The organism is Hyphomonas sp. (assembly GCF_018402285.1).
Lineage (GTDB): Bacteria > Pseudomonadota > Alphaproteobacteria > Caulobacterales > Hyphomonadaceae > Hyphomonas.
The window spans coordinates 18509-43301 of sequence record NZ_JAGYJH010000002.1 but is presented as its reverse complement, the minus strand read 5'-3'; the positions used below and the strand labels follow the sequence as shown (position 1 = coordinate 43301).

Here is a 24793-nt window from a genome sequence, read left to right as displayed (position 1 = left end):
AGTTTCTAGCCGTCTCCGCCGACCTGGGATTTCAGCATCGGCGAGGGCCGGAACGTCACGACGCGGCGGGCGGCAATCGGTGCCTCTTCGCCGGTCTTCGGATTTCGGCCTTCCCGGGCTGCCTTGGAGCGGACCACGAAGTTTCCAAAACGCGCCAGCTTGACTTCCTCTTCCTGCTCGAGCGCGGCCCCGATAAGGTCCAGCGTTCGGTCCAGCAGGTCAGCGGATTCCTGACGCGTCACGCCCACTTCTCGGACGATGGCATCAGTGACTTCGGCGCGGGTAAGTGTACGGTCGCTCATTCTGTCAGCCCGTTTCTTTATGAAAGCCTAGACCTGCAATCTTAACGAATTCCTAGCGCAGGCGTTAGCTAAATTTGTGTCAGATTCTTTGCGGGTCAGAGCCGGAACAGGCTCGCGCCCCAGGAGAACCCGCCGCCCATCGCTTCTGACAGGATCAGATCCCCCGGTTTTGCCCGGCCGGAGCGCACAACATGGTCCAGCGCAAGCGGGATCGAGGCGGCAGAGGTGTTGGCGTGTTCGGAGACCGTCACCACCACCTTTTCCTCCGGAATGCTCATCTTTTTGGCGACCCCGTCGAGGATGCGCTTGTTGGCCTGGTGGGGCACGAACCAGTCGATGTCGGCCGATGTCAGCCCGGTTTCGGTCAGCACCGCCTCGATGGCAGCAGAGATGTTGGTCACCGCATGTTTGAAGACCCGGTTTCCTTCCATCCGCACATGGCCGATCGTGCCGGTAGAGCTGACGCCGCCGTCAACATAAAGCAGGTCCGATTTGGTCCCGTCCGTGCGGATGTGGTGCGTGATGACGCCGGCGTCATCGGGCCCGTCCCAATCGATGCATTCGAGCACGACCGCGCCGCCACCATCGCCGAACAGCACGCAGGTGCCCCGGTCGGACCAGTCGATGATGCGCGTGAAGGTTTCCGCGCCGATCACCAGCGCTTTATGGAACAGGCCCTGCTTCATCAGCGAGTCCGCCGTGGCCAGCGCAAACAGGAAGCCCGAGCAGACTGCCTGAACATCAAACGCCGCGCCCGGACCTGTGCCAAGCTTGGCCTGCACGGCGGTCGCGGTTGCGGGGAAGGTCTGGTCCGGCGTGGTGGTGGCGAGCACGATCAGGTCAATCTCGCTCGCCTGCATGCCGGCCGCTTGCAGCGCGCGCGTTGCCGCCTGCACGGCGATGTCCGAGGTCAGCTCGCCATCTGCCGCAACGTGGCGCTTCTTGATGCCGGTGCGCTCCTGGATCCACGCATCGGTGGTCTCCACCATGGTCGAGAGTTCTTCATTCGTCAGAACACGCTCAGGCAGGTAGCTGCCGGTTCCACGGATAAAGCTGCGCTTTGCCATGCCTTCTTATCCTCGTCTGGCGACCGGCGCCGTTACTCAGCCGCCGGCGCGCTGGTTCCGACGCGCGCCAGATTGGTTGCTATCTCGGTCCGGAAATCGCTCAGAGCCAGATCGGCGGCCAGCTCGCAGGCGCGCGCAAAGCCGCGTGCATCTGCGCTGCCGTGGCTCTTCACCGAAACCCCGCCCAGCCCGATCAGGACGCCGCCATTCACATTGCTGGGATCCATGAAGTCCTTGAGACGCTTCAGCCCGCTCATCGCGAGGGCCGCGCCCATCTTCGAGCTGAGACTGGAGGTGAACGCCTCGCGCATGCGGCTCGCCAGCATCCGGGCCACGCCCTCGCCGGTCTTGAGCGCCACATTGCCGGTAAATCCGTCGGTGACGACCACATCCACCGCCCCGCCTGAGATGTCATCCCCCTCGATAAAGCCGCGATAGTCCATCTTCAGAGGGGAGTTGCGCAGCAAGTCATGCGCCTCGCGTACTTCCTCATGGCCCTTCATTTCTTCCGAGCCGATGTTCAGCAGGCCCACGGATGGCCGCTCCACGCCCAGCGTCGCCCGCGCAAACGCCTCGCCCATGATCGCAAAGGTCACGAGCTGCTCGGCGTCCGCGTCGACATTCGCGCCCACGTCCAGCACCACCGTGCGCCCGCGCAGCGTCGGCCACAGCGCCGTCATGGCCGGGCGATGGACGCCCTCCATCTTGCGCAGCACCAGCATCGAGATCGCCATCAGTGCGCCGGTATTGCCCGCCGACACCGACGCATCAGCCTGGCCATCCTTGACCGCCTCGACCGCGCTCCACATCGAGCTGCCCTTGCCCCGGCGCAGCGCCTGGCTGGGCTTCATGTCGCTGGTGATCTTTTCGGCGGCGTGAACGATGGTCACCTTGCCCGCCAGCTCCGGCTTGGCGGCCACCAGAGGCGCCAGCAGTGCCTCGTCGCCGTGCAGCAGCACATGCGCATCGGGCCGGCCCGCGAGAAACTCGGCGGTTCCGTCAATGGTGACGCCGGGCGCGGCGTCGCCGCCCATAGCATCAATCGAGAGCGTCAGGTTGCGCTGCATGGAGAAAGGACCGCAGTTACGGCGTTGTGCGTATTTTCGGGTGGTTTAAGTGGCGCCGCCCCTCAAGGCAACGGGCCAGATGCGGTGCGGCACAACCCGGCGCCGATCAGACAGCTGGCTAATTCGCACCGCAGGCGAACCCACCGCTCAGGATTTCCGTGTCCGGCTGGGCTGAAAACAGGGCCTCATAGCGCCGCAGCGCCGCTGCCAGTTCCCCCACCTTTTCAGGCGCCGCCACCCCATTCCGGCGCAGGACATCTGCCAGTGCCTCCTCCGATTCGCCCGCCTGCAGCGCTGCCACCAGCACCCGCCCGAGCCCCGAATGGCCTTCGGCCAGGGTGCGCACCTTGCGCGCAATCGAATGATCGCCCACGCCCTTTTCCCGATAGGCGGCGTCAAATCCGTCCAGCACGCGGGCGTTCAGCCGCTCGGTCAGCTCGGCTGCCAGCGGCCCGCCCACATCCGCAAATCGCGCGCAGGCTAGGGCTGTCATCACCGTCACCATCTGCGCGCGCCCCTCAAACGTATCCGGGACGCCATGGACTTCGTAATGCACCGGCATCAGCGCCTCGCGCACCAACCGGCCATAAGCCTCGGCCACAGCCTTTTTGAGCGCGCCGCGCCGCCGAAACCAGCTGCCTGAAAAAGCGATCAACCTGTGTACTCCAATGCTTGCCAAGCCCGGTTACCTGTCGCTAGGTCTGCGGTCAAAGCCTATAGGAGCCATATATGGCGCGTCTTTCCCTTGTAGCTGCTGGCCTTGTCGCCGCACTGACGCTGACTGCCTGCATCAGCCCAGCGCGCGATTTCCATGGCTATATCGCAGATGAAATCCAGCCCATCGACATCAAGCCGGGCGAAGATACACGCTCCACGGTGCTCGCCCAGCTCGGATCGCCCTCGACCGAAGGCCTGTTCGACACGAACACCTGGTTCTATTATTCCGACATTCAGGAACGGTTTGCCTTCTACCGCCCGAAAGTGGTGGAGCGCAGCATCGTCGCGATCCGCTTCAGCGAGGACGATGCCGTCGATGAAGTTGTGAAATACGATGTTACGGCCGGTGAAATCGTCTCCTATGCGGCGCGCGAAACCCCGACCCGTGGCCGCGAGCTCGGCTTCTGGGAACAGATCTTCGGGACGGTCGGCGCGGTTCGCCTGCCAAACACGGATGAAGTGACGCCCGGCAACCCGACCGGCCGCCGCCAGTAGCGCCTGAAACCAGGCAACCGAAGGCCGCAACCGGAAACCCGGCTGCGGCCTTCTTCGTTCAGTAGGGCAAACGATGGCGCCAGTGGACACCGGGGCATCGTTTGTCCTGCTGAACCTCCCTGCGCAGCGTTCTGATCCTGAAGGCGCTGCTTTGACCAGGACAATAGAGACCGCATGGACGCTGCCCGATCGAAACGGGGATGGGCTCCTAAAGGATTTGCCGGCACATGCCCCGCACAAAAAAACTCCCGGAGTTGCCTCCGGGAGTTTTCAGTCTTGTCATTCCTGACACTCAGTGTCCGGCAAGAACGGCCAGCATAAGAAGCGCCACGATGTTCGTGATCTTGATCATCGGGTTCACGGCCGGACCGGCGGTATCCTTGTAGGGATCTCCCACCGTATCGCCTGTCACGGCAGCCTTGTGGGCTTCAGAGCCCTTGCCGCCATGATGGCCGTCTTCGATGTACTTCTTCGCATTGTCCCATGCGCCGCCGCCCGAGGTCATCGAGATGGCAACGAACAGGCCGGTCACGATCACACCCAGCAGCATTGCGCCAACCGAGGCAAGCGCTTCGCCTGGTCCGCCGATCACCAGGATCACGCCGAACAGGACGATCGGCGAGAGCACTGGCAGAAGCGACGGCACGATCATTTCCTTGATCGCGGCCTGGGTCAGCATGTCCACGGCGCGGCCATAATCAGGCTTTACTTCGCCCTTCATGATGCCTGGCATTTCGCGGAACTGGCGGCGGACTTCTTCCACGACAGCCTGCGCTGCGCGCCCCACCGCCATCATCGACATGCCGCCGAACAGGAACGGCAGAAGACCGCCGAACAGAAGGCCGACCACGACGTAGGGGTTGGCAATCGAGAAGTCGACCGTGAGATTGTAGAAGAAAGATCCTTCCACGGCGCGCTCGGAGAAGTATTTCAGGTCCTCCGCATACGCCGCAAACAGCACCAGGGCGCCAAGACCGGCAGAGCCGATTGCGTAGCCTTTGGTAACAGCCTTGGTCGTATTGCCAACGGCGTCCAGAGCGTCCGTCGTCGTGCGCACCTCAGAAGGCAGTTCTGCCATTTCTGCAATGCCGCCCGCATTGTCCGTTACCGGACCAAATGCATCGAGCGCCACGATCATGCCAGCCAGGGCGAGCATCGTCGTGGTGGCAATGGCGATGCCGTAGAGGCCTGCCAGGTTGTAGGTCAGCAGGATGCCGCCAATGATGGTCAGCGCCGGCAGGGCCGTTGCCTCCAGCGAAACGGCGAGCCCCTGAATGACGTTCGTGCCATGGCCGGACTCCGAAGCCTTCGCAATGGAGCGCACCGGACGGTACTTTGTCTCGGTGTAATATGCCGTAATCACAACGATCAGCAGGGTAACGAACAGGCCGACCACACCGCAGGCAAAGAGGTGCCAGCCCGTGATCTGGGCGGCTTCTCCGGTGACCGGATCAACGAGGCCCAGCAGCGCGCCAGCCCCTTCCAAAGTGCCGCCCAGGCCGCCCGGAAGGACGGTATGGATGGCAATGGCAAGACCGCCGATGGACAGGACACCCGTCACGTTGAGCGCCTTGTAGAGCGCGCCCATGACATTGGTGGAGCCCTTGGAGAGCGTGGCAAAGAACGAACCGATGATCGAGGTGACGATACACACCGCGCCAATGGCGAGGGGCAGCATCATGATTTCGGCGATGTAAGGCGTCGAGGCAAAGTAGATCCCGCCGAGCACCATTGTGGCCACGAGGGTCACGGCATAGGTCTCGAAGAGGTCAGCGGCCATGCCGGCGCAGTCGCCGACATTGTCGCCCACGTTATCAGCAATGGTGGCCGGGTTTCGCGGATCATCCTCAGGAATGCCGGCTTCAACCTTGCCGACCATGTCGCCGCCAACGTCTGCGCCCTTGGTGAAGATACCCCCACCCAGACGGGCAAAGATCGAGATCAGCGAGGCGCCGAAACCGAGCGATACGAGCGAGTCGATGATTTCCCGCTTCTGGCCTTCATCGCCGAGGCTGAGGCCCAGCGGGCCGGTCAGCAGGCCGTAATAGCCAACGATGCCGATCAGCGCGAGGCCGACCACGAGCATGCCGGTCACGGCGCCCGACTTGAACGCCATCTTGAGGCCTTCATTCAGGCCATGGCGTGAAGCTTCCGTCGTGCGCACGTTCGCCCGCACTGATACCAGCATGCCGATGTATCCGGCCGCGCCCGACAGCACAGCGCCGATAACGAACCCGAGCGCGGCTTTCCAGGTCAGCAGCAGCACCAGGATGATGGCGACAACGACGCCGACAATTGCGATGGTGCGGTATTGCCGCTTCAGATAGGCGTTGGCGCCCTCCTGGATGGCGGCTGCGATTTCCAGCATGCGGGCATTGCCCGCAGGGGCTTTCATGATCGATTGGATCTGAACCCAACCGTATAGGACTGACAGTATACCTGCACCAAGTGCCAGGGCGTACCATGTCATAGGCTTTCCTCCTTGCTTTCCCCGATAAAGACTCAGCCGGATGAATTCCGGTCTGGTCCCTTTCTCTTCTTAGACGGACTTGCCTGCCAGCCGCGCCGGACGCGCGCAAGATGCATCGCGTCATGAGCGAACGGCAGGGCTGCCGACTCAGCCATGCTCGAAGGCGAGTGTTTCCGGCAAGTTAACAGGATTTCCACAGTGCGTGACGCTGAGCCCCGATCCTTCGGCCAGACGGCCGATCCGGGTGACGTTTATGCCTGTTTTCTCTATGAAAACAGCGCTCTTGGGGTCTGCCGCAAACAACAGCTGATAGTCGTCGCCCCAGGTCGAAAGATCCAACATTTCCACAAGGCTTACCGCCCCGCCGGCAAAAGGCACGCGATCAAGCTCGATTTGAGCGGCGATCCCGCTTGCCGCCGCCAGGCTGAGGGCATCGCCCAGCAGCCCGTCGGAGATATCCATCCCCGCGCTGGCATGGTCTGCCAACAGCCGCGCTGCAGCCAGCGGCGGCAGGTCCGGCGCCTGCAGCGCGCTCAGCCAACGCGCCTCGCCCTGGCCTGTCGTTTTCCACAGATATCCCCTCCGGGCGGCGCCAATCTCGCCGGTCACCCAGAGGTCGTCGCCGGGCTTTCCCCCGCCCCGGCGCACCGGCGCAGGCCCCAGGCACTCGCCGGTCAGGGTCAGGGAGAGGAAGAGCCCGCCGGGCGTCGAAACGGTGTCGCCGCCAGCCAGAAGGATGCCCCATCTGTCCAGCTCTGCACCCAAACTGGCCGAAAATGGCCGGATTTGTCCCCGATCGCGCCCCTCTTTGGGCCATCCCAGGACCAGCAATGCCTCCCGCGGGACGGCTCCGGAGCCAAGGATATCGGACACATTCACCCGCACCAGCTTGCGCGCGATCGTCTCTACAGGATCACCGCAAAAGAAATGCACCCCTTCAACCATCGCGTCCACGGTCGCGATGAGGGGGCCATAACCCTTTGAAAGTTCAGCGGTATCATCTGTAAGACCGGCCGCGCCAGGCGCCTTGGCCAGCGGCGCGAAGTACGTCCTGATCCAGTCCTTCTCGGCCATCAGAGGCTCTTAAAGGCCCTCACGGCCGATAGCATAGAACCGGTCCCGCCGCTGCGCCCGCAACTCGGCCGGGCTCATGCCCTCAAGCTCCAAGAGCGCCGCATCAATCGCCTTTGCTGCAGCAGCCATGGCACGTTGCGGGTCACGGTGCGCGCCGCCAACGGGCTCTTTCACGATGCCATCGACGATTCGGTGCTTCAGAAGCTCGGGCGCGGTAATGCCCATCGCCTCGGCCGCGTCCTTCGCCTTGGTCGCGTCCCGGTAGAGGATGGACGCGCAGCCTTCCGGCGAAATCACTGAATAAATTGCGTATTCCATCATCAGGACGCGGTTTGCCGCCGCGATACCGATGGCGCCGCCGGACATGCCCTCGCCGATGATCAGCGTCACGAATGGCACGCCCAGCGACAGGCCGCGCTGGGTGCCCCGGGCAATCGCCTCGGCCTGGCCGCGCTCTTCCCCGCCCTTGCCGGGATAGGCCCCGGCGGTGTCCGGGAAAGACAGGACCGGCAGATTGAACTTCTCGGCCAGATCCATAAGGCGCACAGCCTTCCTGTAGCCTTCAGGGTGGGCCATACCAAAATTATGTTTCAGGCGTTTTTCCGTCGTGCGGCCCTTTTCATGGCCCATCAGCACGACAGAGCGACCCTTGAACCGGGCGATGCCGCCAATGATGGCCTCGTCATTGCCGAACACCCGGTCACCGGCCAGCTCCTCGAAATCCTCGAAGACGGTGTTGATGAAATCCGACAGGTGGGGCCGGTCAGGGTGGCGCGCCACCTGAGTGATGCGCCAGGCGTTGAGTTCGGAATAGATCTGCTTGAGCTGTTTGACCGACTTGGTCTTCAGCTTCGCCAGCTCGTCGCTGATCGACGGGCCATCCTTGCGGGCGGCCAGCGCCTCGAGCTCCGCGATCTTCGCGTCGAGTTCTGCAATCGGTTTTTCAAATTCAAGATAGGTTGCCATAGGGGCCTGATTAGCAATCCCGGCCCGGTTCGCCTAGCGGCTTTTCACCCCAGCGTCTTGGTGAGCATGACCACCGCCGGAAGGATAAGCACTCCCAGAAGAACTGGAAAAACAAATAAAATCAGTGGCAAAGTCATTTTTGCGGGCAGCGCCATTGCCTTTTCCTCGGCCATCAGGATCCGCCGCTGACGCATATCGGCTGAGAAAACCCGCAGGGTTTGCCCCAGGCTGGTGCCCATTTCCTCTGCCTGACGCAGCATTGTGGCAAGCGATCCGGCCTCTTCGATGCCAAGGCGGTCAGCAAATGCGCGCCAGGCGAGTTTGCGGGATCGCCCCGCCCGGAGCTCCAGGGACAGGGTGCGCATGTGGCCGGCGATGATCGGGTGGCGCAGTTCCAGCTCTTCGCCCACCCGCTGCACGGATGCATCAAGGCTCAGACCGGCTTCAACGCAGGCGACCATCAGGTCCATCATGTCCGGAAACCCGCTGGAGCAGGCCTGCTTGCGCTGAGAAATCCGCGCATCGAGGAATTTTCCCGGGGCGGCAAGCCCGGCGAGCACCAGCGTGATCGAGGCCAGCACCGGCACATATTTCGGGTAATCCTGCAAATATGGCAGGGCGAAGAACAGGGCGACCTGCGGGATCACCACGCAGACAAAGCGCGCGAGGAAATACCTGGAGATCGCCGTAGGCCCTGTGAACCCCGCCAGATTGAGCTTCGCGCGGGCGGCGCTGACCTCGGCTCCGTCCGTAGGCGCCGCATTGTCGGCAATCCCCATGACGGCCTTGCCGAGCTGGCTCTCCTTCTTCTTGGTTTCGGCAGGCGCTCCAACGGGCCGGCGTGCCAGGCGCCGCTCGATGTCACCGGCATCCTGGCGGCTGCGCCCAAAGGAAAAGAGCCCCGGCACGGCAAGCAACAAGGCAAGCAGCCCGAGCAGGATGGGAATGGCAGGACCAGAAGAGAGCAGCGCCGGCATCGTCTGTGTCCTTACATCTTGAAATTGATCATGCGGTTCATGACCAGGTTACCGATGCCCATCCAGACGAGCAGCCCGGCGAAGCTGTACTTGATCAGCGGCTCATGAATGACATTGCCGTAGAATTCCGGGCGCAGCATGTGGATGGCCGCCATCACGATGAACGGCGCTGATGTGAGGATCATCGCGGAGACACGCCCTTCGGATGAAGCCGCACGCACCTTGAGGCGCATGGTCTGCCGCTCTCGGATGGTATTCGTGTTGGACTTCAGGAGTTCCGTCAGGTTGCCGCCGGTCTTTTCCTGGAGGCGCACGGTTGCCGCAAAAAGTTCCACATCCGGGTCCCCAGCCCGCTCCGCCATGCGCTGCACGGCGCTGGTCAGTGACATGCCGTACGATACTTCGTCTGCGGTCATGCCGAATTCTGTGCCGATCGGATCGGGCATCTCGCGCGCCACGAGGCTGACAGCTGTCGCCACAGGGTGGCCCGCTTCCAGGCTGCGGCAGACGATCTGCAGCGCATCGGGCAGTTGTGTTGCCAGTTTCTTGGCGCGTGTCACCGCCTTGTGGCGGATCACGAGAATGGGACCGCCGACAAGCACCCCCAAAAACACAGGGATCGCAGCGTAGATCCCCCCGAGATAGATGAACGCCGCGATGCCGGCGACTGAGGCGCCCGCAAGCGACATTGCCGCCCACCGCGCCGGCTGGAATTTCAGCCCCGAGCGCACGATGAGCCGATTGAGCCATCGCAGCGACATGGTGAGGTTTCCATCCCCGTCGAGTCCCCGGCTCTTGCGCAGCTCAACCATAGCTTCATTGTGTGTGGCGTAGCGTTCCTTGAACTGAAGCCGTCTGTTGACGATCTGCTGTGTCCGGACGTCTGAAACGAGACTCATGACGGATTGCGCCGCCAGCAAGAGCGCGCCAACCGCCATGATCGCCGGGATCACCAGCCTCATGTCCAGGCTTGAAAGATCAGGCAGTCCGAACACTGGCGCGCGCCCCGTCAGAACCTGCTGGTCGGGTCAAACAGACCCGCCGGCATGAACACACCCTTGCGTTCCATTTCGTCCATGAATTTCGGGCGCAGGCCCGTGGCAGCAAAATGGCCCTGCACTTTCCCGTCCGGCGCTGTGCCCGTGCGTTCGAACTTGAAAATTTCCTGCAGCTGCACGACGGAGCCTTCCATGCCGGTGATTTCAGCAATGGAAATCACCTTGCGCGAGCCATCCGACAGGCGCGTTGCCTGAACGATGAAGTTCACTGCAGAAGCGATCTGCCCCCGGATGGCCTCTTCGGAAATCTTCATGCCACCCATCATCACCATCTGCTCAAGACGAGTGATCGCGTCACGCGGGTTGTTGGCGTGAATGGTCGCCATGGAGCCTTCATGGCCGGTGTTCATCGCCTGCAACATGTCGAAAGCTTCTTCGGAGCGTACCTCACCCAGAATCACCCGGTCCGGACGCATGCGCAGGGCGTTCTTCACGAGTTCCCGCTGGCGGATCTCACCCTTGCCTTCAATATTGGGCGGGCGCGTTTCCATGCGAGCAACGTGGGGCTGCTGCAGCTGGAGCTCGGCGGCGTCTTCAATCGTGATCAGTCGCTCATCGGGGCTGATCGCGGAAGAGAGCGCGTTGAGCAATGTCGTCTTGCCCGAACCCGTGCCACCGGAAATCACGGTCGAAGCGCGGCACTTCACAGCGCCCAGGATAAAGTCGGCAACCGGTTTGGGGATCGCACCAAACCCGACCAGCTTGTCCATCGTCAGCGGAGATTTCGAGAATTTCCGGATCGAAACAAGCGGCCCGTCAATGGCAATGGGTGCGACGGCAGCGTTGACCCGGCTTCCGTCCAGGAGACGGGCATCTACCAGCGGCTGGCTCTCGTCGACGCGCCGGCCAACGGCGGCCACGATCCGCTGAACGATGCGCAGCAAATGGTCATTGTCTGCAAAGCGCACGGGCGCCAGCTGCAGCTTGCCGCGCCGCTCGACATAAACCTGATTGCAGCCATTGATCAGGATGTCGGCAATGGAATCGTCCTTCAGCAGTGGCTCGATCGGGCCGAGGCCGGTCATCTCGTCCATCACGGCATCGGCAAAGGAGGCTTCCTCGGCGGCAGAGAGCGCCATCTCTTCCTTGCGGATAATCTCGCTGATGATCCCGCGCACGCGGCGGCGCATCGTCTCGTCGTCCAGCTTGTCCAGCGCCGAAAGGTCCAGCTCGTCGATCAATTTTGCGTGGACACGGAGTTTTGCGTCCAGCAAATCAAAGGAGGCTGGTTCAGGTTCGTTGCGCTGACGCGAGGAAGGCGCAGGCGCTGCTTCAGCGGGCGTCTGGGCCGCTTCAAGAACCCCCGGTGCAGCGCTGGTAAATCCAAACCGGCTCATCGTTTAGCTCGCTTCGCTCTGTGGTTTGCCGCATGCGTGGCAAGGATGTCTTCGGGTGCAAGCTTGCGCACGAGGCTTGCAACGTCGGCCACCAGCGCGCTTTTCGGTTTTACATCCGCTATGGGTTTGCCGAGATTGACGGCCGTTCGCGCTGCGTCCCAGTCAGACGTAATCGTCACATCAATCTTGCGTTCGATGGATTTCTCAGCGGTATCGACAGGGAAGCCGGCGCGGAACTGCTTTTTCGGGAACATCCGGTTCAGCACCAGCCGCGCCTTCGTCCCGTCAGTGCGCAGCATGTCGATATCCCGGCACATATCTGCCGCAGCGTGCAGGCTCGGTACCGTCAGCTCACTGACCACTATTGCCTGATCGACAGCGCCCATAACCGGCTTTGTCCAGGGCATCATGTGGCGCGGCATGTCGAGGAGGACATACTCAAACGTTCCGCAAACAACATCCAGAAGGCGCAGAATGGCCGCCTCCGTCGCCATGATGTCCGCATCCGGATTGCGCGGCGAGGCAATAATCGAAACGCCGTCTTCATGTTGCCAGCACCAGGCCGCCAGGAGGCGCTGATCGAGCCGGTCTGGCGCAGCGGACAGCGCCTTGAGATCAAGCTTTGGCACTGCCTCAAGGAAGGAGGCCGTCATACCATCTGCAAGGTTCAGGTCCACAAGGCAGACCTTGCCGGGGCCGACGATACGCGCCAGCGCGAAGGCGCTTTCAATGGCGAGCGTGGAAACGCCTGCTCCGCCAACTGCGCCGCGGAATGCCCAGCAAACGGACGCACTCGGAGGCTCTTTCTCGCGCTCGGATACGCGCGTTTCACATAGCCGCTCAAACGCGCCTGCGATATCGCCTGGTGTTGCCGAGCCTGGCAAAATGTCTGACGCTTCAATCTTCATCAGTGCCCGCACCATGTGCGTCGGCAGATGATCGGACACCACGATCACGGCGCTGGATGGACGCTCCACGGCCAGCAGCAGCAGAAGCTGGTCCCAGCCAGGCAATCCCTGTTCGATCAGGATCAATCCGCCGCCATGGCGGAGCGCCATCTCTGGCGGGGTGAGCCCGCTGATGTCGGAGAGCTCTGCGCAATGCGGCGCAAGCGCTGATATAAGGTCCGGACGCGCCAGGACTGCCATTGCCGGCAGGGCGCCCACGGAGCTTTCCGGCGCCGGCGTAAATGTTGCTGTGGCCCCTTGTGTCACTCGCTGCCCCCGGTGCCACCAGCATCGGCAAGCGTCTTGGTCTTGCCTTCGTTCAGCGCCTGCACGGCCTTGGCCGCCCGGACGCCCGAACTCGTCTCGACAGGACGCGAGTTCGGCAGGTTCACGTCGCGCACAGCCTGCGCCGCAATGTTCCCGCGCGTGGCTTCGCCCAGAACATAATGGTCCTGACGGTCATGGGTTGCGCATGCGGATACCCAAAGGACACCGGAAATCAATACCATTCTGATCGTCTTGCTCATCTGTCAGTCCCCCAAAATTTCTGCAGCATCGCCAGTCGTCTTGCCCAGCAGGAAGAATTCCGCCTCCGTTGGCTCGCTTACGGCGTCCAGGGGAGAAGCAACGCCTTCGGGATGGGAGAAGGGCTGCACAAGGCGCGGCGTCACGATGATGATCAGTTCCGTCTCGTTTCGCTGATAGCGCTTGGACGAGAACAATGAGCCGAGCACCGGTACATTGCCGATCCAGGGCGTCTGGCGAACATCATTTGTATAATTGTTCTGGAGCAGACCCGCGATGGCAAACGCCTGGCCATCATGAAGTTCCACCGTCGTGTCGGCGCGGCGTACCGAAATGCCGGGAATGTCGATATTGGAGGCCCGGATGCCATTGCCCCGGTCCAGCGCAGATACTTCCGGGCGCACTCGGAGATTGACCAGGCCATCGCCCAGAACCGTCGGCGTGAAATCGAGGCTCACACCGAATTTCTTGAACTCCACGGTAACTTCGTTGTCACGGCTGGAAACAGGAATGGGAAATTCTCCGCCCGCAAGAAAGCTCGCCGTGTCGCCGGACAGAGAGACAAGGTTTGGCTCTGCCAGCGTGCGGATGATGCCTTTCTCTTCCAGCGCGCGAAGGCGGATATCGATGTTTTCGCCGCCAACATTCGTGAACAGCGCCACGGTCTTTTCCAGAAGCCCGGAGACGGTTCCGCTTTCAGTTCCGATCACGACATCATTCGCGTCGACATTGTGCCCAAAACCGATCTCACGCACCGCATTTCGGCTGGCTTCAAGAAAGCGCACCTCCAGCAGAACCTGCTGGCTCTGGCCCACGGACAGGCCGTTGGCCACACCGCCCGGCACATGGCGCTCGGCCAGTTGCAATGCCATCTCAGCGGCGGCAGCGGTCGTCACCTTGCCATCAAGATACACGCCGTCATGCACCGCATAGACATCAATCAGCTCGCCAGGCAGCAGCCGGCGAAGGTCTCCCCGCAACTCATCCAGCCCGAGCTTGACTTCGATTTCGATCAGCTCGGCGATAGCGCCAGACCCGTCATAGATCAGCACTGTCGTGCTGCCAGGGCTTTTGCCGCGCACAAAAAATGAGCGGTTGGATGTGGGCATAGCCTCTGCGATCTGCGGATCTGCAACCACGATTGTGGCAAAGGCAGCATCAGCCTCCACAACGGCCGACTTCCCACGGCGCAGCTCCAGCCTGTCGGCCCCATCCGGCGCCGAGCGTTCGGTCCACGCGGCAACAGGCTGCGCAAAAAGAGACGCCATAAGGCCTGCAATCAGTATACGGCGAACATCAAACATCAGCCGGCATCTCCTGTCAGCTTTGCAGGGCCCGCGGGTTTGGCCACCGGCGTTGTTACCTGCGCATCATTTTCCCCGTTGATGACACGCACCGTTGCGGTAGTAGGCGCGCGCACAGTCCGGGCGGGCCGGGTCTGCGGTTTCTTTGGCGGCACTACTTTGGGCACCTCAACAACTTCTTTCAATTCTTCTTCCCGCCCAATCAGGGCAAGACCGAGCGCCGCGCGACGGCTGGCAGCGCCGAGCAGCAGCGCATCTTCGGGGGTCACTTCCAGGGTCACGGTATTGGACGGGCGGGCGCCCTCGAGACCGGACTCAAAGATCTGGTCCACAGCGAGGACCTTGACGCCCTTGAGTACCGGCTGGGCAAAAACGTCTGCTGACCGGCGCGCGTCTTCTGGCGCCGCGCGCGCGTCCTTTTCTTCCACGAATTCGTTCACATCCACCCGGTCTCCCGGCAGAACGAAACCGGCAACGCCCGTATCACTTGCAACGACAACAGACACGGCTCGCATCCCCGGCTGGATATTGGCGGCCAGGGTGAGAACGCTGCCGCTTGTATCGATCTTCTCGCCCAGGATGGGCTCTCCGGCCACAACCAGTCCGCGCGAATAGGCTTTATCGCCCAGATCAGCAACAGCCCGAAGCGCGCCGGGAGGCACAGCGCTGGCGGGCCAATCGCGCAACTCCACCATTGTTGGATCGATCAGTTTTCCGGGCTCTATCGTGGCCCGCGCCACGGCAATCTGGGTCATCTGAATGGCCGGCGAAGCGGCCGCGTTTGCTTCGGGCCCGGTATCCGACATGAACTCGCGCCCGAAGAATATCGCACCTGCGCCGAGCGCCAGGGACAAACCCAGACTGATCAGGGGTATCGCTTTCATTCTGCAGCCCTCTATCCTGCAGCTTCTGCTGCGTTCCCGGCTACAGGTTTAATCAAGGCACAATAAGGTCTCCTGAAAGAGACGCGGTTAATCTATTCCGGACACAGAAGATCGAGTTAACCATACCCGCGCGCGCTGCAGACGATGATCCGCCGACTGACAGGGTTAACCCGCGTAAACCATGTTTCAGGATACGGTGTCCAGGATGCGCGCATACTGCGCCGCGTCCACATTTCCGCCCGAAAGGATGATGCCGACGCGCTTGCCCTTCATCCCTGCCGGCAAGTGCACCAGAGCAGCGGCCAGCGCGGCAGAACCACCCGGCTCCGCCACGACCCGAAGATAGCGGAACGCCATCCGCATGGCCTCGCGCACCTCCTCGTCCGACACCCGGAATGCGCCAGCCAGCTGGCGCTTCCCGAGGGCAAATGTCAGTTTTCCCGGTTGGGGCGTCAGGATCGCGTCACAGATGGATCGCGTGCCCGGCGCGTTGGCAAGAATTTCTCCGGCCTCCAGGGAACGCGCCCAGTCATCATGCGCCTCAGGCTCGGCCGCCCATATCTTTGTGTCTGGCGAGAGCGCCCCGAACGCCAGCGCTACCCCGTTGATCAGGCCCCCTCCGCCCGCCGGGGAGATTAAATGGTCCAAAGGCTGTCCATCTGCCTCGGCCTGCCGGGCAAATTCGAGGCCCGCCGTACCCTGGCCTGCAATAATGTCGAAATCATCATAGCTCGGCACGATCACCGCGCCGCGCTCTGCTGCCAGGCGTGCGCAGATCTCTTCGCGGTCCTCGGTGTTACGGTCGTAAAGGTAAACTTCGCCGCCATCAGCCAGCACACCGTCGACTTTCACCTGCGGCGCGTCCGACGGCATAACGATCAGCGCCGGCATCCCCAGAAGCCGCGCGGCCCGCGCCACGCCCTGTGCATGATTGCCGGATGAGAATGCCACCACTCCGGCTTTCCGGCCTTCAGGCGGCACCTGCGCCAGCCGGTTCATTGCGCCGCGTATCTTGAAGCTGCCCGTCACCTGCACGCACTCAGCCTTGATCAACAGTTCGGCGCCTGCCGCTTCATCAAGCGCGTCGTGGCGCAGTACCGGTGTCTCGCGCACCACGCCCTTCTGGCGCCTCTCGGCGGCGAGGACGTCTTCAAAAGATGGCAGTCTCAATGTGTCGGTCATGGCGCCGTCTAACCGGAAGCACGGGGCCACGTAAAGTGGCTTCCGGAGCAAACGTTTCAGACGGGGCCCAACGGTCAGGTCACCGAGCCGTAGACAGCGCCGGTTCCCTCAAACCAGCGTTGCCAGAAAGCCTTCACCGCGCCGAGCGGCAAGGCATATTCCTGACGCGGAACAACCCGGGATACCACCGTGACGCCGTCAAGGCCGGGCCGCATGTCCATGAGCGGCGAGCCTCCAAAGGCCTCCCAATCGGTCCCGGTCTTGTACATCGAGAACTCCCTGGAGTGCTGCATCAGGTCAGACACCAGGATCAGCCGGCGCACCGGTACGTTTTCCTGAAAGTCGGGCCGGTCGCCCAGCGTGAACATCGCTTCCATCAGCGGCGAACTGGGCGCGACATTGTCTATCAGGACGGCTTCGGCGCCCGCCATCAGGGGCGTGTGAAACTTTGCCTGCCAGGCCTGCTCGATCATCTTCGGGTTCTGGAAAATCGGATTTGCTGCCGCGGCACTCCCGGGCGAACACCCCGTCCAGACCGTCACCGGATCATAGGAAGACGCCGCATTCGGAACACTCAGTGTCAGCCGGCCATATTTGGGCAATGCCCGCGCCTCATCCTCAAGCAGCGCTCGCACCCACGCCACATCGGTCGCATTGAACGGATCAGACTGATCGACCAGCACAATTGTGTGCGACGGGTCCTGCCGATCGAGCCGGCAGTTCGTTTCGCTGTCAGTTGCCGGGGGCTGGTTCATGGCGGCGGCTGCGAACAATCCGAACACGGATGTCAGCATCAGCGCAATTGCGCTGCGCCAGAACCAGGGACCTTTTTCCTTGCGTCGTGGCATGGGTCCGCCTCCTCAGCCGGTCTTCTTGGCGTCGCCGCCCTTGGCGTCACGTACCCGGGCGATCTCCTCGACCACCTTCTTCTCGACTGAAGAAAGTCCCTGCTGCACATGCTGGATATGGGTCTCCAGCCATTCGCGCGTGAGGTTCAGCGCCAGAATGTTCTGCTCAATCGTCTTGATCGCGGCATTGGCCTGCGTGCGTTCCTTGGTCAGGTCGAAGGGAGGCAGCTGAGGCGTCAGGATTTCATCGAAATAGGCCGGGCACGCTGCCTGCTCGCCGAGCTTGTCACGCAGCTGGTTGCGCTGACGCCTGTGTGCCTGCCGATAAGCTACCTTCAGGCCCCGTTCCTGGTCTGCCGCCTTGGCCGCGACAGCCACCGCGATGTCCCGGCGCGCCTCTATCACGTTCATCGCTTTCTCAATCTCCCGCTTGGCCCGGGAATGCCGGGACAGCTGTGTTTCAAACCACAGCCGGCTGGCGGAAAAATAGTCCGAAAGGTCCGTGCGCAGGTCTTCCCGCAATTGCTGGCGCCGCTCATAGGCCTTACGCTCCTTCCGCCAGACACGGCCATAGCCAGGATATTTGTCGGAAATCCGGTCATATCCCTCATAGACCGCGATCGCGAATACGGTCAGCCCGAGGATGAGGAGCGCCAGTGCTACAAAGCTGTCGAGACCGAAAATGTTCGGGAACATGCCTGCAATGACGCTGCCGGGCGGAATTTCGAACATCGAAAACTCCGCCATGCGGCCGGCCACTTCTGCGCGGGCAAGGCCGTGCTCGACTGCGTCCCGGTAATGCGCCACGAAGAAGTTCAGGAAGATGCCGCAAAGGATCGAGATGCCCGCGACCACGCCGCCCATGATCTTGGCCGCTAACGCGGGATGATTGAGATAACGCAGCCCCAGAAAGCCAGCCACGACACCAAACAAAACGTTCACGGCCGATACGCCGAACGCAATCATCAGTCCACCGAGCAAGCCGGAAGCCTGCGCGTCCTTGAACAGGAGCGCATTGAACGCGCCTTCCACCAGCATCACGAACATCAGGATGGCAATTGCCTGCTCGACATTCTTCTTGATGTCCGGCGTGCGTTCGCCGATCTGCGCGCCGTGTGTCTGCCGGAAAGTCTGGAGCTCGATGATCGCCGCAGAATGGCTGGTCCGCGCGTCTTCGGTGTCGTCGAGTTCGTAGTGCCTGTATTCGTGCTCTTCTGCCTTGATCGCCTCACGCAACTGATCAGGATGAATGTCGGAAGGTGTCTGATCCTGGATGTAATTGCGCACGCCGGCAGCTGTCGTGGACATCCAGGTTCCGAGGCCTCGTCGAACTTCTTCAGCGCGCTCGGCAATCTGCTGTTCCCGCTCGCTCCACTGATCCTGCGTGATCGCTTCGGATACCGGTATGGCATCGGCTGCATCGCGCCGGGCCTCCCTGCGGGTCATCCCGCGGCTCAGCCCCAGATCGCCCCTGGCCCGGGCTCCACGCAATCCGTGGGCGGATAGCTCATTGCGGTCATCGAACGGCTTCACCTTCTTCTCGAAGCCGGTGTCCGTGCCCCAGCGCACAGTTTTCTTGTTCATTGCGAACCTCTCGCCTGCGAAAGTTCATGTTTTCAGCCCATCTCGAGGGTCAGGCGGGAGGCTTAACAAGGTTCTAAGCGATCCTGTGTCTCGCCAAAACGTAATGTTTGTTAACGGACCAAATCTTAGGCGACCGGGTTTCCATGTTCTCAAGGTGTTAGCCATCTTCAAAGGCCAAGGCTGTTGCAATCCCGCAACAGGCGCGCGCTAATATCCCGCTAACACTTGTGGCCGGATCAGGCCGTCAGGCCGCAACCCTGTTTTTAAGAAGGCCCAGGAGTTCGGTTCCAGACTGATACGGCACGAGGATGTCCCCGCTCGTAAGATAGGACACGGGAATGGAAAGCCTGCGAGCTTCAGCCTCAAAGCCGCTTTTCCAGGTGTCGGTCGTTTCCAGTCCGGAAATCGCCAGACAGGGTATGGAGCCAAACAGGTCGTCCGTCAGGAGCGGGTCGCCCTTCAGGGATTGGTGCAGTTCCTGCTGCCATGTTTCCGGGCTGATGGCGCTGGCCACTTCCCAGGCCTCTGCCATTTCGCGAGGAAACGACTTCACATAGGAAACATCGCCCGGGCTTTTCTGGAAGCAGGTCTGGTAAAACGACTGGCTGCCGAACTGCCGGCCAGCCTGCCTGATGGCGCCGAGGGATATACGAGCCCCCCCGCGGCTTTCCAGTGTCTGGGACAACAGCCGCCCAAACCAGGCAGGGCGAAACTCCCCCATCACGTCGCGGTTGAACACACAGTTAGCGAACACGCTCAACGCCACTCTGTGCGATTTCAGCGCGATACGCGCCCCGACCGGATTGGCCGAACCAACCGAAATGAGGATGATGTCCTTGAGGCCTGCTTCCTCCAGGAAAGCTTCAATCAGGGCTGCCTGCTGGTCGACCCCGGATACGGGTTGGGAAGCGCCAAAGCCCGGCCGGCGAATGCTGAACACACCAAACCCGGCATTGGCTGCATCAATGCAGAACCCCCAGGGCGGCGCAGCGGGATACTCTATGGAGGTCAGGAATACGAGCGGGCGAAGATGATCCCCGCCAAACTGCATGTACTCCAGCGCGCTGTTCATCTTCCCGACGCGCGCGGTCTGCCAGAAGCGCAGCACGCGCTTCTTGTCCCCAACCTGATCCAGGCGGTTTGCCTGTTCAGGCGCTGACTGATTGCGAGGCAAACTCATTGCGTTTTACATACCGGAAGGACGTTTGGTGGGGAATGCTTGAGTCGCGCCTCCGGCGCAATAATTTCTCAAGAAACCATATTGTCCCGGCACAGAATGAGAATGATTGCTACCATTCCGGAAACAATCATTATACCGAATACACTATCCGCGATCGTTACTGCAGCATTCACTACAGAGTCAGAGGTGACACCCAACCATCATACAACCCACCACCTTCCCGCGCCTGACGGCTGATTGCGAGCGAATGGCCCGAAATATCAGTCAGCTGCAAAGTTCCCTGATGTTTCATATTCACACACCAGAGCGGTGGTCCGCCCTCAGCCGGGGGTTCGACGCAGACCCCCATATACCCGCCCTCAGACGCCCAGCCTGCAAACGCGCGCGCGGCCGTTTCCTCCTGAAAATAGGTCCAGTGTTCAACCTCACGCACCTTTTCCGGCTGATCTCCACGCTCTAGCAGGACCCGCTGGACTTCCATATCCACCATCACCTGCCGGTCGTCTTCCGAAGGGTAGAGATCTTGCCAGTAGATCGCCTTGCCAGGATCCTGCTCGACATGGATCTCCGGCGCGTAGCCAGCCTCCGCGGCGGCCGCGTGCAACGCTGCTTCAAGCTCGCGCGGCCCCGGCCGGATCAAGGCAAGCACCCAGCGCGCGCCATTGTTGGTGACGCGGCCGAGATACTCCCCGCCATGGCCGGTGATGATCTGGTCGAACTGCTCGTCAAGCGCATTGATCGCGCCGGACTCCTCGCTCGTTGTCAGGCCATCACCGCGTGGCGACTTGAGCGGCACACGGATTTTCATCGCATGCACCAGTGGCAGGTCGTTGATGCGCTGCGCAATACCGTCATTGAACACGATGGACGCAGGCAGCCCGCCCATATCCGCAAAATACATCCGCCATGCGTCTTCAGTCATGCTCGTCCATTCTCCCGGTTGCCGCCGGTGCGTGGCAGGCGTCTGCAAAGCCAACCTAGTCCTGAGCGGACGGCGCCGTCACTGCCGGAATGTCAGTGAAGGGCCGAATGCCGAAATAGGGATAAATCTCGCTCGGGAAATACAGCGTATCTCCTTTTGACACGAGCCGGATGGTCTTGATTGCCTTGAGGTCTTCCACCGGATTTCCGGGCACGAGGAAGAAGTCCGCCTTCTTGCCCGGCTCGATCGAGCCGAGTTCATCGCCAAGCCCCATATAGTCGGCCGCCTCAAATGTCGCGCGGGCGAGAATTTCCTCAGGCGTGAAGCCGGCCTTCTGGTAGAGCTCCAGTTCACGGTGCAGCGTCAGCGCGCCGCCAAGGTCAGTCCCCATGACGATAAAGATGCCGCGATCCTTCATCCGACGGATGGTGCCGGTGATCTGATCGAAGGCGCCCTTGTAGGCTGCGTCTTCTTCCGGGCTCCCGATGGCTGACCAGGCTGCCTTCGCCTCGCGTTGCACGGCGATGGGCATGTGGTCGACATAGTCAGCCATGCCCGCCTGCACCTGGCCATTACGCGAGAGCAGCAACGCCTCATGGATCGCATAAGTCGGATCAATCGCGACGCCGTTCTCAGCCATCAGGTCCAGCGTCCGGATCACCTCAGCGCCATCAAGGTCCACCATTGGCAGCCGCTGCAGGGCCGTCAGGCGCAGCAGGGTCCTCGTGTCCTCCTCCGGCGCCAGCACCCATCCCAGCATCAGCTGGTTGATATGGGTCATCTCGTCATAGCCTGCCTCGATCATGGCGTCGGCATTGGTGAAAGCCGGCACATGCCCGCTCACCTTCAGGCCGCGCTCCTTCGCGCGCTCCACGACAGCTGGCACCCAGGCTGGCGTCATCGAATTGTAGATCTTGACCTGCCAGAAATCTCCCTGATCCGCATACCAATCAACTGCGGCAAGCGCCTCTTCCTCGCTGTTCACAAGGATACCATTGTTCGAACTGAACGGGCTCTTGCCCTCAATGAAACCGGAGCGGACTACGCGCGGCCCGGCGAGCTTGCCGGCTTCGATCTTGCCGATCAGCTCACTGAGCACGGCATTTTCATTTCCCATGTCGCGCACCAGCGTAACGCCTGCCGCAATATTCTTCAGCGCCGCGTCCTGACCCATATGGCCATGCATTTCGGCCAGCCCGGGCACGAGCGACCCGCCCTGCCCGTCCACCACATAGGCGCCGGCCGTATCGGCAACGCCCGCCGTGACGGACGTGATCACGCCGTCTTCTACCTTCACCGTGGAGGGCGCCGACATCGCCTTCGCCTTGGGATCAAAGATGCGCACATTGATGATCGCCAGCGGCGCATCAAACCTGTGGGCCGTCTCGGTCTGGATTGTCTCCAGCCGCTCCGTAGAAAGGCGCGTGGCAAGCTCCTTGAGCTGATCATCAGCCTCTTCATAGCCTTCCCGCACGACAACAAAGCGCGGCGAGATCAGCGCGAACAGATCGCCGTCCTCGTCGGTCAGAAAATACGTCGGGTCCACATCATCGCCAACGAGTGCATAGACCGTCGCAGCGACAGGCCCTCCCGCGCCCTCGACCCGCAACTTGTCCTGGGCGCTCATCGTCAGGCTGCCCGCCGGCCATGCCGGCAAGGTCATGTCATTATCCGCGAGCAAAGCCTTGGCATAGATGGCGAGCGTATAGGGCGAGGCGTTCTGCGGAATATAGATTGCAGGCTCTGTGCGCTCGGCACTGGCCGAGCCGGTCGTGTCGGTCCAACTGGCAACGCCGCCCTCGAGCGCAAAGGTTTCATGGACCTCATTGCCGAAGGTCGTCGCGCCGTCAATTTTCCACGCTGCCGGCAGGCCGTCCTCGCCAAGGGTAATCGTCTCGGCCAGCGTCGGCCCGCGGCCATTGTTGCGGAACTCATAATCGACCTTGATGGTGTTTCCTTCGGTGGTCGCAACCAGCTGGCCAAGCGTCTGATCAAACAGGCGCACGGACCATGTTTCCGTCACCGGCGCAGGCGCCGCTTCAACGACATCAAGCGCGGGCGCCTCAACCTCATGCGCGCACGCCCCCAGCATAAACAGCGCCGCCAGCGCCGTGCTCCCAAACCGGTTCAACATCCTGGAAATCCTCCCTGCCGCCGCCGCGCCCGATGGGAGCGGTCTGTTTAGAGGCATTGGTCGCACATTGGGGCGGGGGTGGGAAGGTCTGGCCGGAGCGGCTCGCCACTCACGGCCCGCTATCCCGGAGAAGCGCTTTGCACTTTCCGGGATACTGACCATCTACAGAATACCGGCCCAACATTCCCTAAAGTGGAATGTTATCGTGCTTCTTCCACGGATTGGTCAGTGACTTGTTCTTGAGCGTGCGGAGCGCAGTGGCGACGCGCTTGCGCGTATTGTGGGGCATGATGATGTCGTCGATATAGCCCCGCTTCGCGGCCACATAGGGGTTGGCGAAGTTGGTTTCATATTCCTTGGTGCGCGCGGCGAGCTTTTCCGGATCACCGGCCTCTTTCCTGAAGATGATCTCGACTGCGCCCTTGGCGCCCATCACGGCGATTTCGGCGGTGGGCCAGGCATAGTTCACGTCGCCGCGCAGATGCTTGGAACTCATCACGTCATAGGCGCCGCCATAGGCCTTCCTTGTAATGACGGTCACTTTCGGCACAGTCGCTTCAGCATAGGCAAACAAGAGCTTGGCGCCGTGTTTGATCAGGCCGCCATATTCCTGCTTCGTGCCCGGCATGAAACCCGGAACGTCCACAAACGTCACCACCGGAATATTGAAACAGTCGCAGAAGCGCACGAAGCGCGCGGCCTTGCGGCTGGCGTCAATGTCGAGCACGCCCGCCAGCGTCATCGGCTGGTTGGCCACCACGCCCACGGTCGAGCCTTCAATCCGGCCAAAGCCGCAGATGATGTTTCCGCCAAATTGCGGGCTGACCTCGAAGAAGTCCCCTTCATCCACCACCTTGGTGATCAGCTCTTTCATATCATAAGGCGTGTTGGGGTTGGGCGGCACGAGCGTATCGAGGCTCATTTCCTGCCGGTCGAACGTGTCATGCACCGGGCGGACCGGCGGCTTCTCGCGGTTGGAGGCCGGCAGGTAATCGATCAGACGGCGGATCTGTGTCAGCGCCTCGATGTCATTCTCGAACGCCCCGTCCACAACGCCGGATTTCTTGGCATGCACCGAAGCCCCGCCTAGGGTCTCATGAGTCACTTCCTCATTGGTCACGGTCTTCACAACATCCGGACCCGTCACATACATGTAGGAGGTGTCCTTCACCATGAAGATGAAGTCGGTCAGCGCGGGCGAGTAGACGTCGCCGCCAGCGCACGGCCCCATGATAACCGAAATCTGCGGAATAACCCCGGAGGAGAGCACGTTTTCCATGAAGATATCGGCATAGCCTGCCAGCGAATCGACGCCTTCCTGAATGCGCGCGCCGCCCGCATCGAAGATACCGATCACCGGCGCGCCATTCTTCACGGCCATCTGCTGAACCTTGACGATCTTTTCCGCATGCGCCCGGCTGAGCGAGCCACCGAACACGGTGAAGTCCTTGGAGAACACATAGACGAGACGGCCATTGATGGTGCCATGGCCGGTCACCACGCCGTCGCCGGGGATCTTCTGCTCTTCCATGCCGAAATCGGCGCAGCGATGCTCGACGAACATGTCGTATTCTTCAAAGCTGCCCTCATCGAGGAGCACCTCGATACGCTCGCGCGCGGTCAGCTTGCCCTTGGCGTGCTGGCTGTCGATGCGGGTCTGGCCGCCGCCGATGCGGGCGCTGGCCCGTTTCTGCTCCAGAGCCTCGATGAGATCGTGCATGCCGCGCTGCTCCTTCAATCCGTCAGATTTTGC

General features: G+C 61.7%; 22 protein-coding genes. 1 reads left to right on the top strand and 21 read right to left on the bottom strand.

Translation table 11 applies throughout. From position 1 onward, the window contains the following. Positions 1-5 precede the first annotated feature (5 nt). The 4 genes from KG722_RS01110 to KG722_RS01095 form a co-directional block, all read right to left on the bottom strand. Complete coding sequence (locus KG722_RS01110) at positions 6-302, bottom strand: integration host factor subunit alpha (RefSeq protein ID WP_213268679.1); 297 nt, start codon at positions 300-302, stop codon at positions 6-8. 95 nt (positions 303-397) lie between these two features. Next, a complete protein-coding gene (locus KG722_RS01105) occupies positions 398-1369 on the bottom strand; it encodes a beta-ketoacyl-ACP synthase III (RefSeq protein ID WP_213268677.1) in 972 nt (323 codons plus the stop codon). A gap of 32 nt (positions 1370-1401) precedes the next feature. Continuing rightward, positions 1402-2436, bottom strand: coding sequence for a phosphate acyltransferase PlsX (gene plsX, locus KG722_RS01100; protein WP_213268675.1), 1035 nt, complete (start codon positions 2434-2436; stop codon positions 1402-1404). A 118-nt stretch (positions 2437-2554) separates the two neighbouring features. Further along, positions 2555-3091: a ubiquinol-cytochrome C chaperone family protein gene (locus tag KG722_RS01095; protein WP_213268668.1), complete on the bottom strand. Its 537-nt coding sequence runs from the start codon at positions 3089-3091 to the stop codon at positions 2555-2557. 74 nt (positions 3092-3165) lie between these two features. On the opposite strand from KG722_RS01095, the gene bamE reads away from it, so the two are divergent. After that, on the top strand, positions 3166-3648 hold the full coding sequence (gene bamE, locus KG722_RS01090) for an outer membrane protein assembly factor BamE (RefSeq protein ID WP_213268666.1): 483 nt from the start codon (positions 3166-3168) through the stop codon (positions 3646-3648). Positions 3649-3940: 292 nt separating this feature from the next. Here bamE and KG722_RS01085 read toward each other — a convergent pair whose 3' ends face one another. The 17 genes from KG722_RS01085 to KG722_RS01005 form a co-directional block, all read right to left on the bottom strand. Further along, on the bottom strand, positions 3941-6118 hold the full coding sequence (locus KG722_RS01085; protein WP_213268664.1) for a sodium-translocating pyrophosphatase: 2178 nt from the start codon (positions 6116-6118) through the stop codon (positions 3941-3943). A gap of 147 nt (positions 6119-6265) precedes the next feature. Then, positions 6266-7192 (bottom strand): thiamine-phosphate kinase, encoded by a 927-nt coding sequence (gene thiL, locus KG722_RS01080; protein WP_213268662.1) that lies wholly within the window; start codon positions 7190-7192, stop codon positions 6266-6268. A 9-nt stretch (positions 7193-7201) separates the two neighbouring features. Next, positions 7202-8158, bottom strand: coding sequence for an acetyl-CoA carboxylase carboxyltransferase subunit alpha (locus tag KG722_RS01075; RefSeq protein ID WP_213268660.1), 957 nt, complete (start codon positions 8156-8158; stop codon positions 7202-7204). Between the two features lie 44 nt (positions 8159-8202). Next, complete coding sequence (locus KG722_RS01070) at positions 8203-9135, bottom strand: type II secretion system F family protein (protein WP_213268658.1); 933 nt, start codon at positions 9133-9135, stop codon at positions 8203-8205. An 11-nt stretch (positions 9136-9146) separates the two neighbouring features. After that, complete coding sequence (locus KG722_RS01065; protein ID WP_366909863.1) at positions 9147-10130, bottom strand: type II secretion system F family protein; 984 nt, start codon at positions 10128-10130, stop codon at positions 9147-9149. 14 nt (positions 10131-10144) lie between these two features. Then, positions 10145-11530, bottom strand: coding sequence for a CpaF family protein (locus KG722_RS01060; RefSeq protein ID WP_213268656.1), 1386 nt, complete (start codon positions 11528-11530; stop codon positions 10145-10147). Next, the gene (locus KG722_RS01055; RefSeq protein ID WP_213268651.1) at positions 11527-12696 is read right to left on the bottom strand and encodes a hypothetical protein; all 1170 of its coding nucleotides are present in this window, start codon (positions 12694-12696) and stop codon (positions 11527-11529) included. The genes KG722_RS01060 and KG722_RS01055 overlap by 4 nt, the downstream gene beginning before the upstream one ends. A 44-nt stretch (positions 12697-12740) precedes the next feature. Continuing rightward, complete coding sequence (locus tag KG722_RS01050) at positions 12741-13004, bottom strand: hypothetical protein (protein WP_213268649.1); 264 nt, start codon at positions 13002-13004, stop codon at positions 12741-12743. 3 nt (positions 13005-13007) lie between these two features. After that, positions 13008-14306, bottom strand: a complete 1299-nt coding sequence (locus KG722_RS01045) for a type II and III secretion system protein family protein (RefSeq protein WP_213268647.1) — start codon at positions 14304-14306, stop codon at positions 13008-13010. Next, positions 14306-15190 carry a Flp pilus assembly protein CpaB gene (gene cpaB, locus KG722_RS01040; protein WP_213268645.1) on the bottom strand — a complete coding sequence of 295 codons (885 nt, stop codon included), beginning with the start codon at positions 15188-15190 and terminating at the stop codon, positions 14306-14308. Before cpaB ends, KG722_RS01045 begins: the two co-directional genes overlap by 1 nt. Positions 15191-15376: 186 nt before the next feature. Next, positions 15377-16372 (bottom strand): threonine/serine dehydratase, encoded by a 996-nt coding sequence (locus KG722_RS01035; RefSeq protein WP_213268643.1) that lies wholly within the window; start codon positions 16370-16372, stop codon positions 15377-15379. 74 nt (positions 16373-16446) lie between these two features. Continuing rightward, complete coding sequence (locus tag KG722_RS01030) at positions 16447-17220, bottom strand: hypothetical protein (RefSeq protein ID WP_213268641.1); 774 nt, start codon at positions 17218-17220, stop codon at positions 16447-16449. Positions 17221-17232: 12 nt separating this feature from the next. Then, positions 17233-18804, bottom strand: coding sequence for a hypothetical protein (locus tag KG722_RS01025; protein WP_213268639.1), 1572 nt, complete (start codon positions 18802-18804; stop codon positions 17233-17235). Positions 18805-19048: 244 nt separating this feature from the next. Continuing rightward, the gene (locus KG722_RS01020) at positions 19049-19984 is read right to left on the bottom strand and encodes a hypothetical protein (RefSeq protein WP_213268637.1); all 936 of its coding nucleotides are present in this window, start codon (positions 19982-19984) and stop codon (positions 19049-19051) included. Positions 19985-20156: 172 nt separating this feature from the next. Beyond that, on the bottom strand, positions 20157-20906 hold the full coding sequence (locus KG722_RS01015) for a DUF695 domain-containing protein (protein ID WP_213268636.1): 750 nt from the start codon (positions 20904-20906) through the stop codon (positions 20157-20159). Positions 20907-20961: 55 nt separating this feature from the next. Continuing rightward, positions 20962-23040 carry an amidohydrolase family protein gene (locus tag KG722_RS01010; RefSeq protein WP_213268634.1) on the bottom strand — a complete coding sequence of 693 codons (2079 nt, stop codon included), beginning with the start codon at positions 23038-23040 and terminating at the stop codon, positions 20962-20964. 187 nt (positions 23041-23227) lie between these two features. Beyond that, positions 23228-24760, bottom strand: coding sequence for an acyl-CoA carboxylase subunit beta (locus KG722_RS01005; protein WP_213268632.1), 1533 nt, complete (start codon positions 24758-24760; stop codon positions 23228-23230). Between the last annotated feature and the right edge of the window lie 33 nt (positions 24761-24793).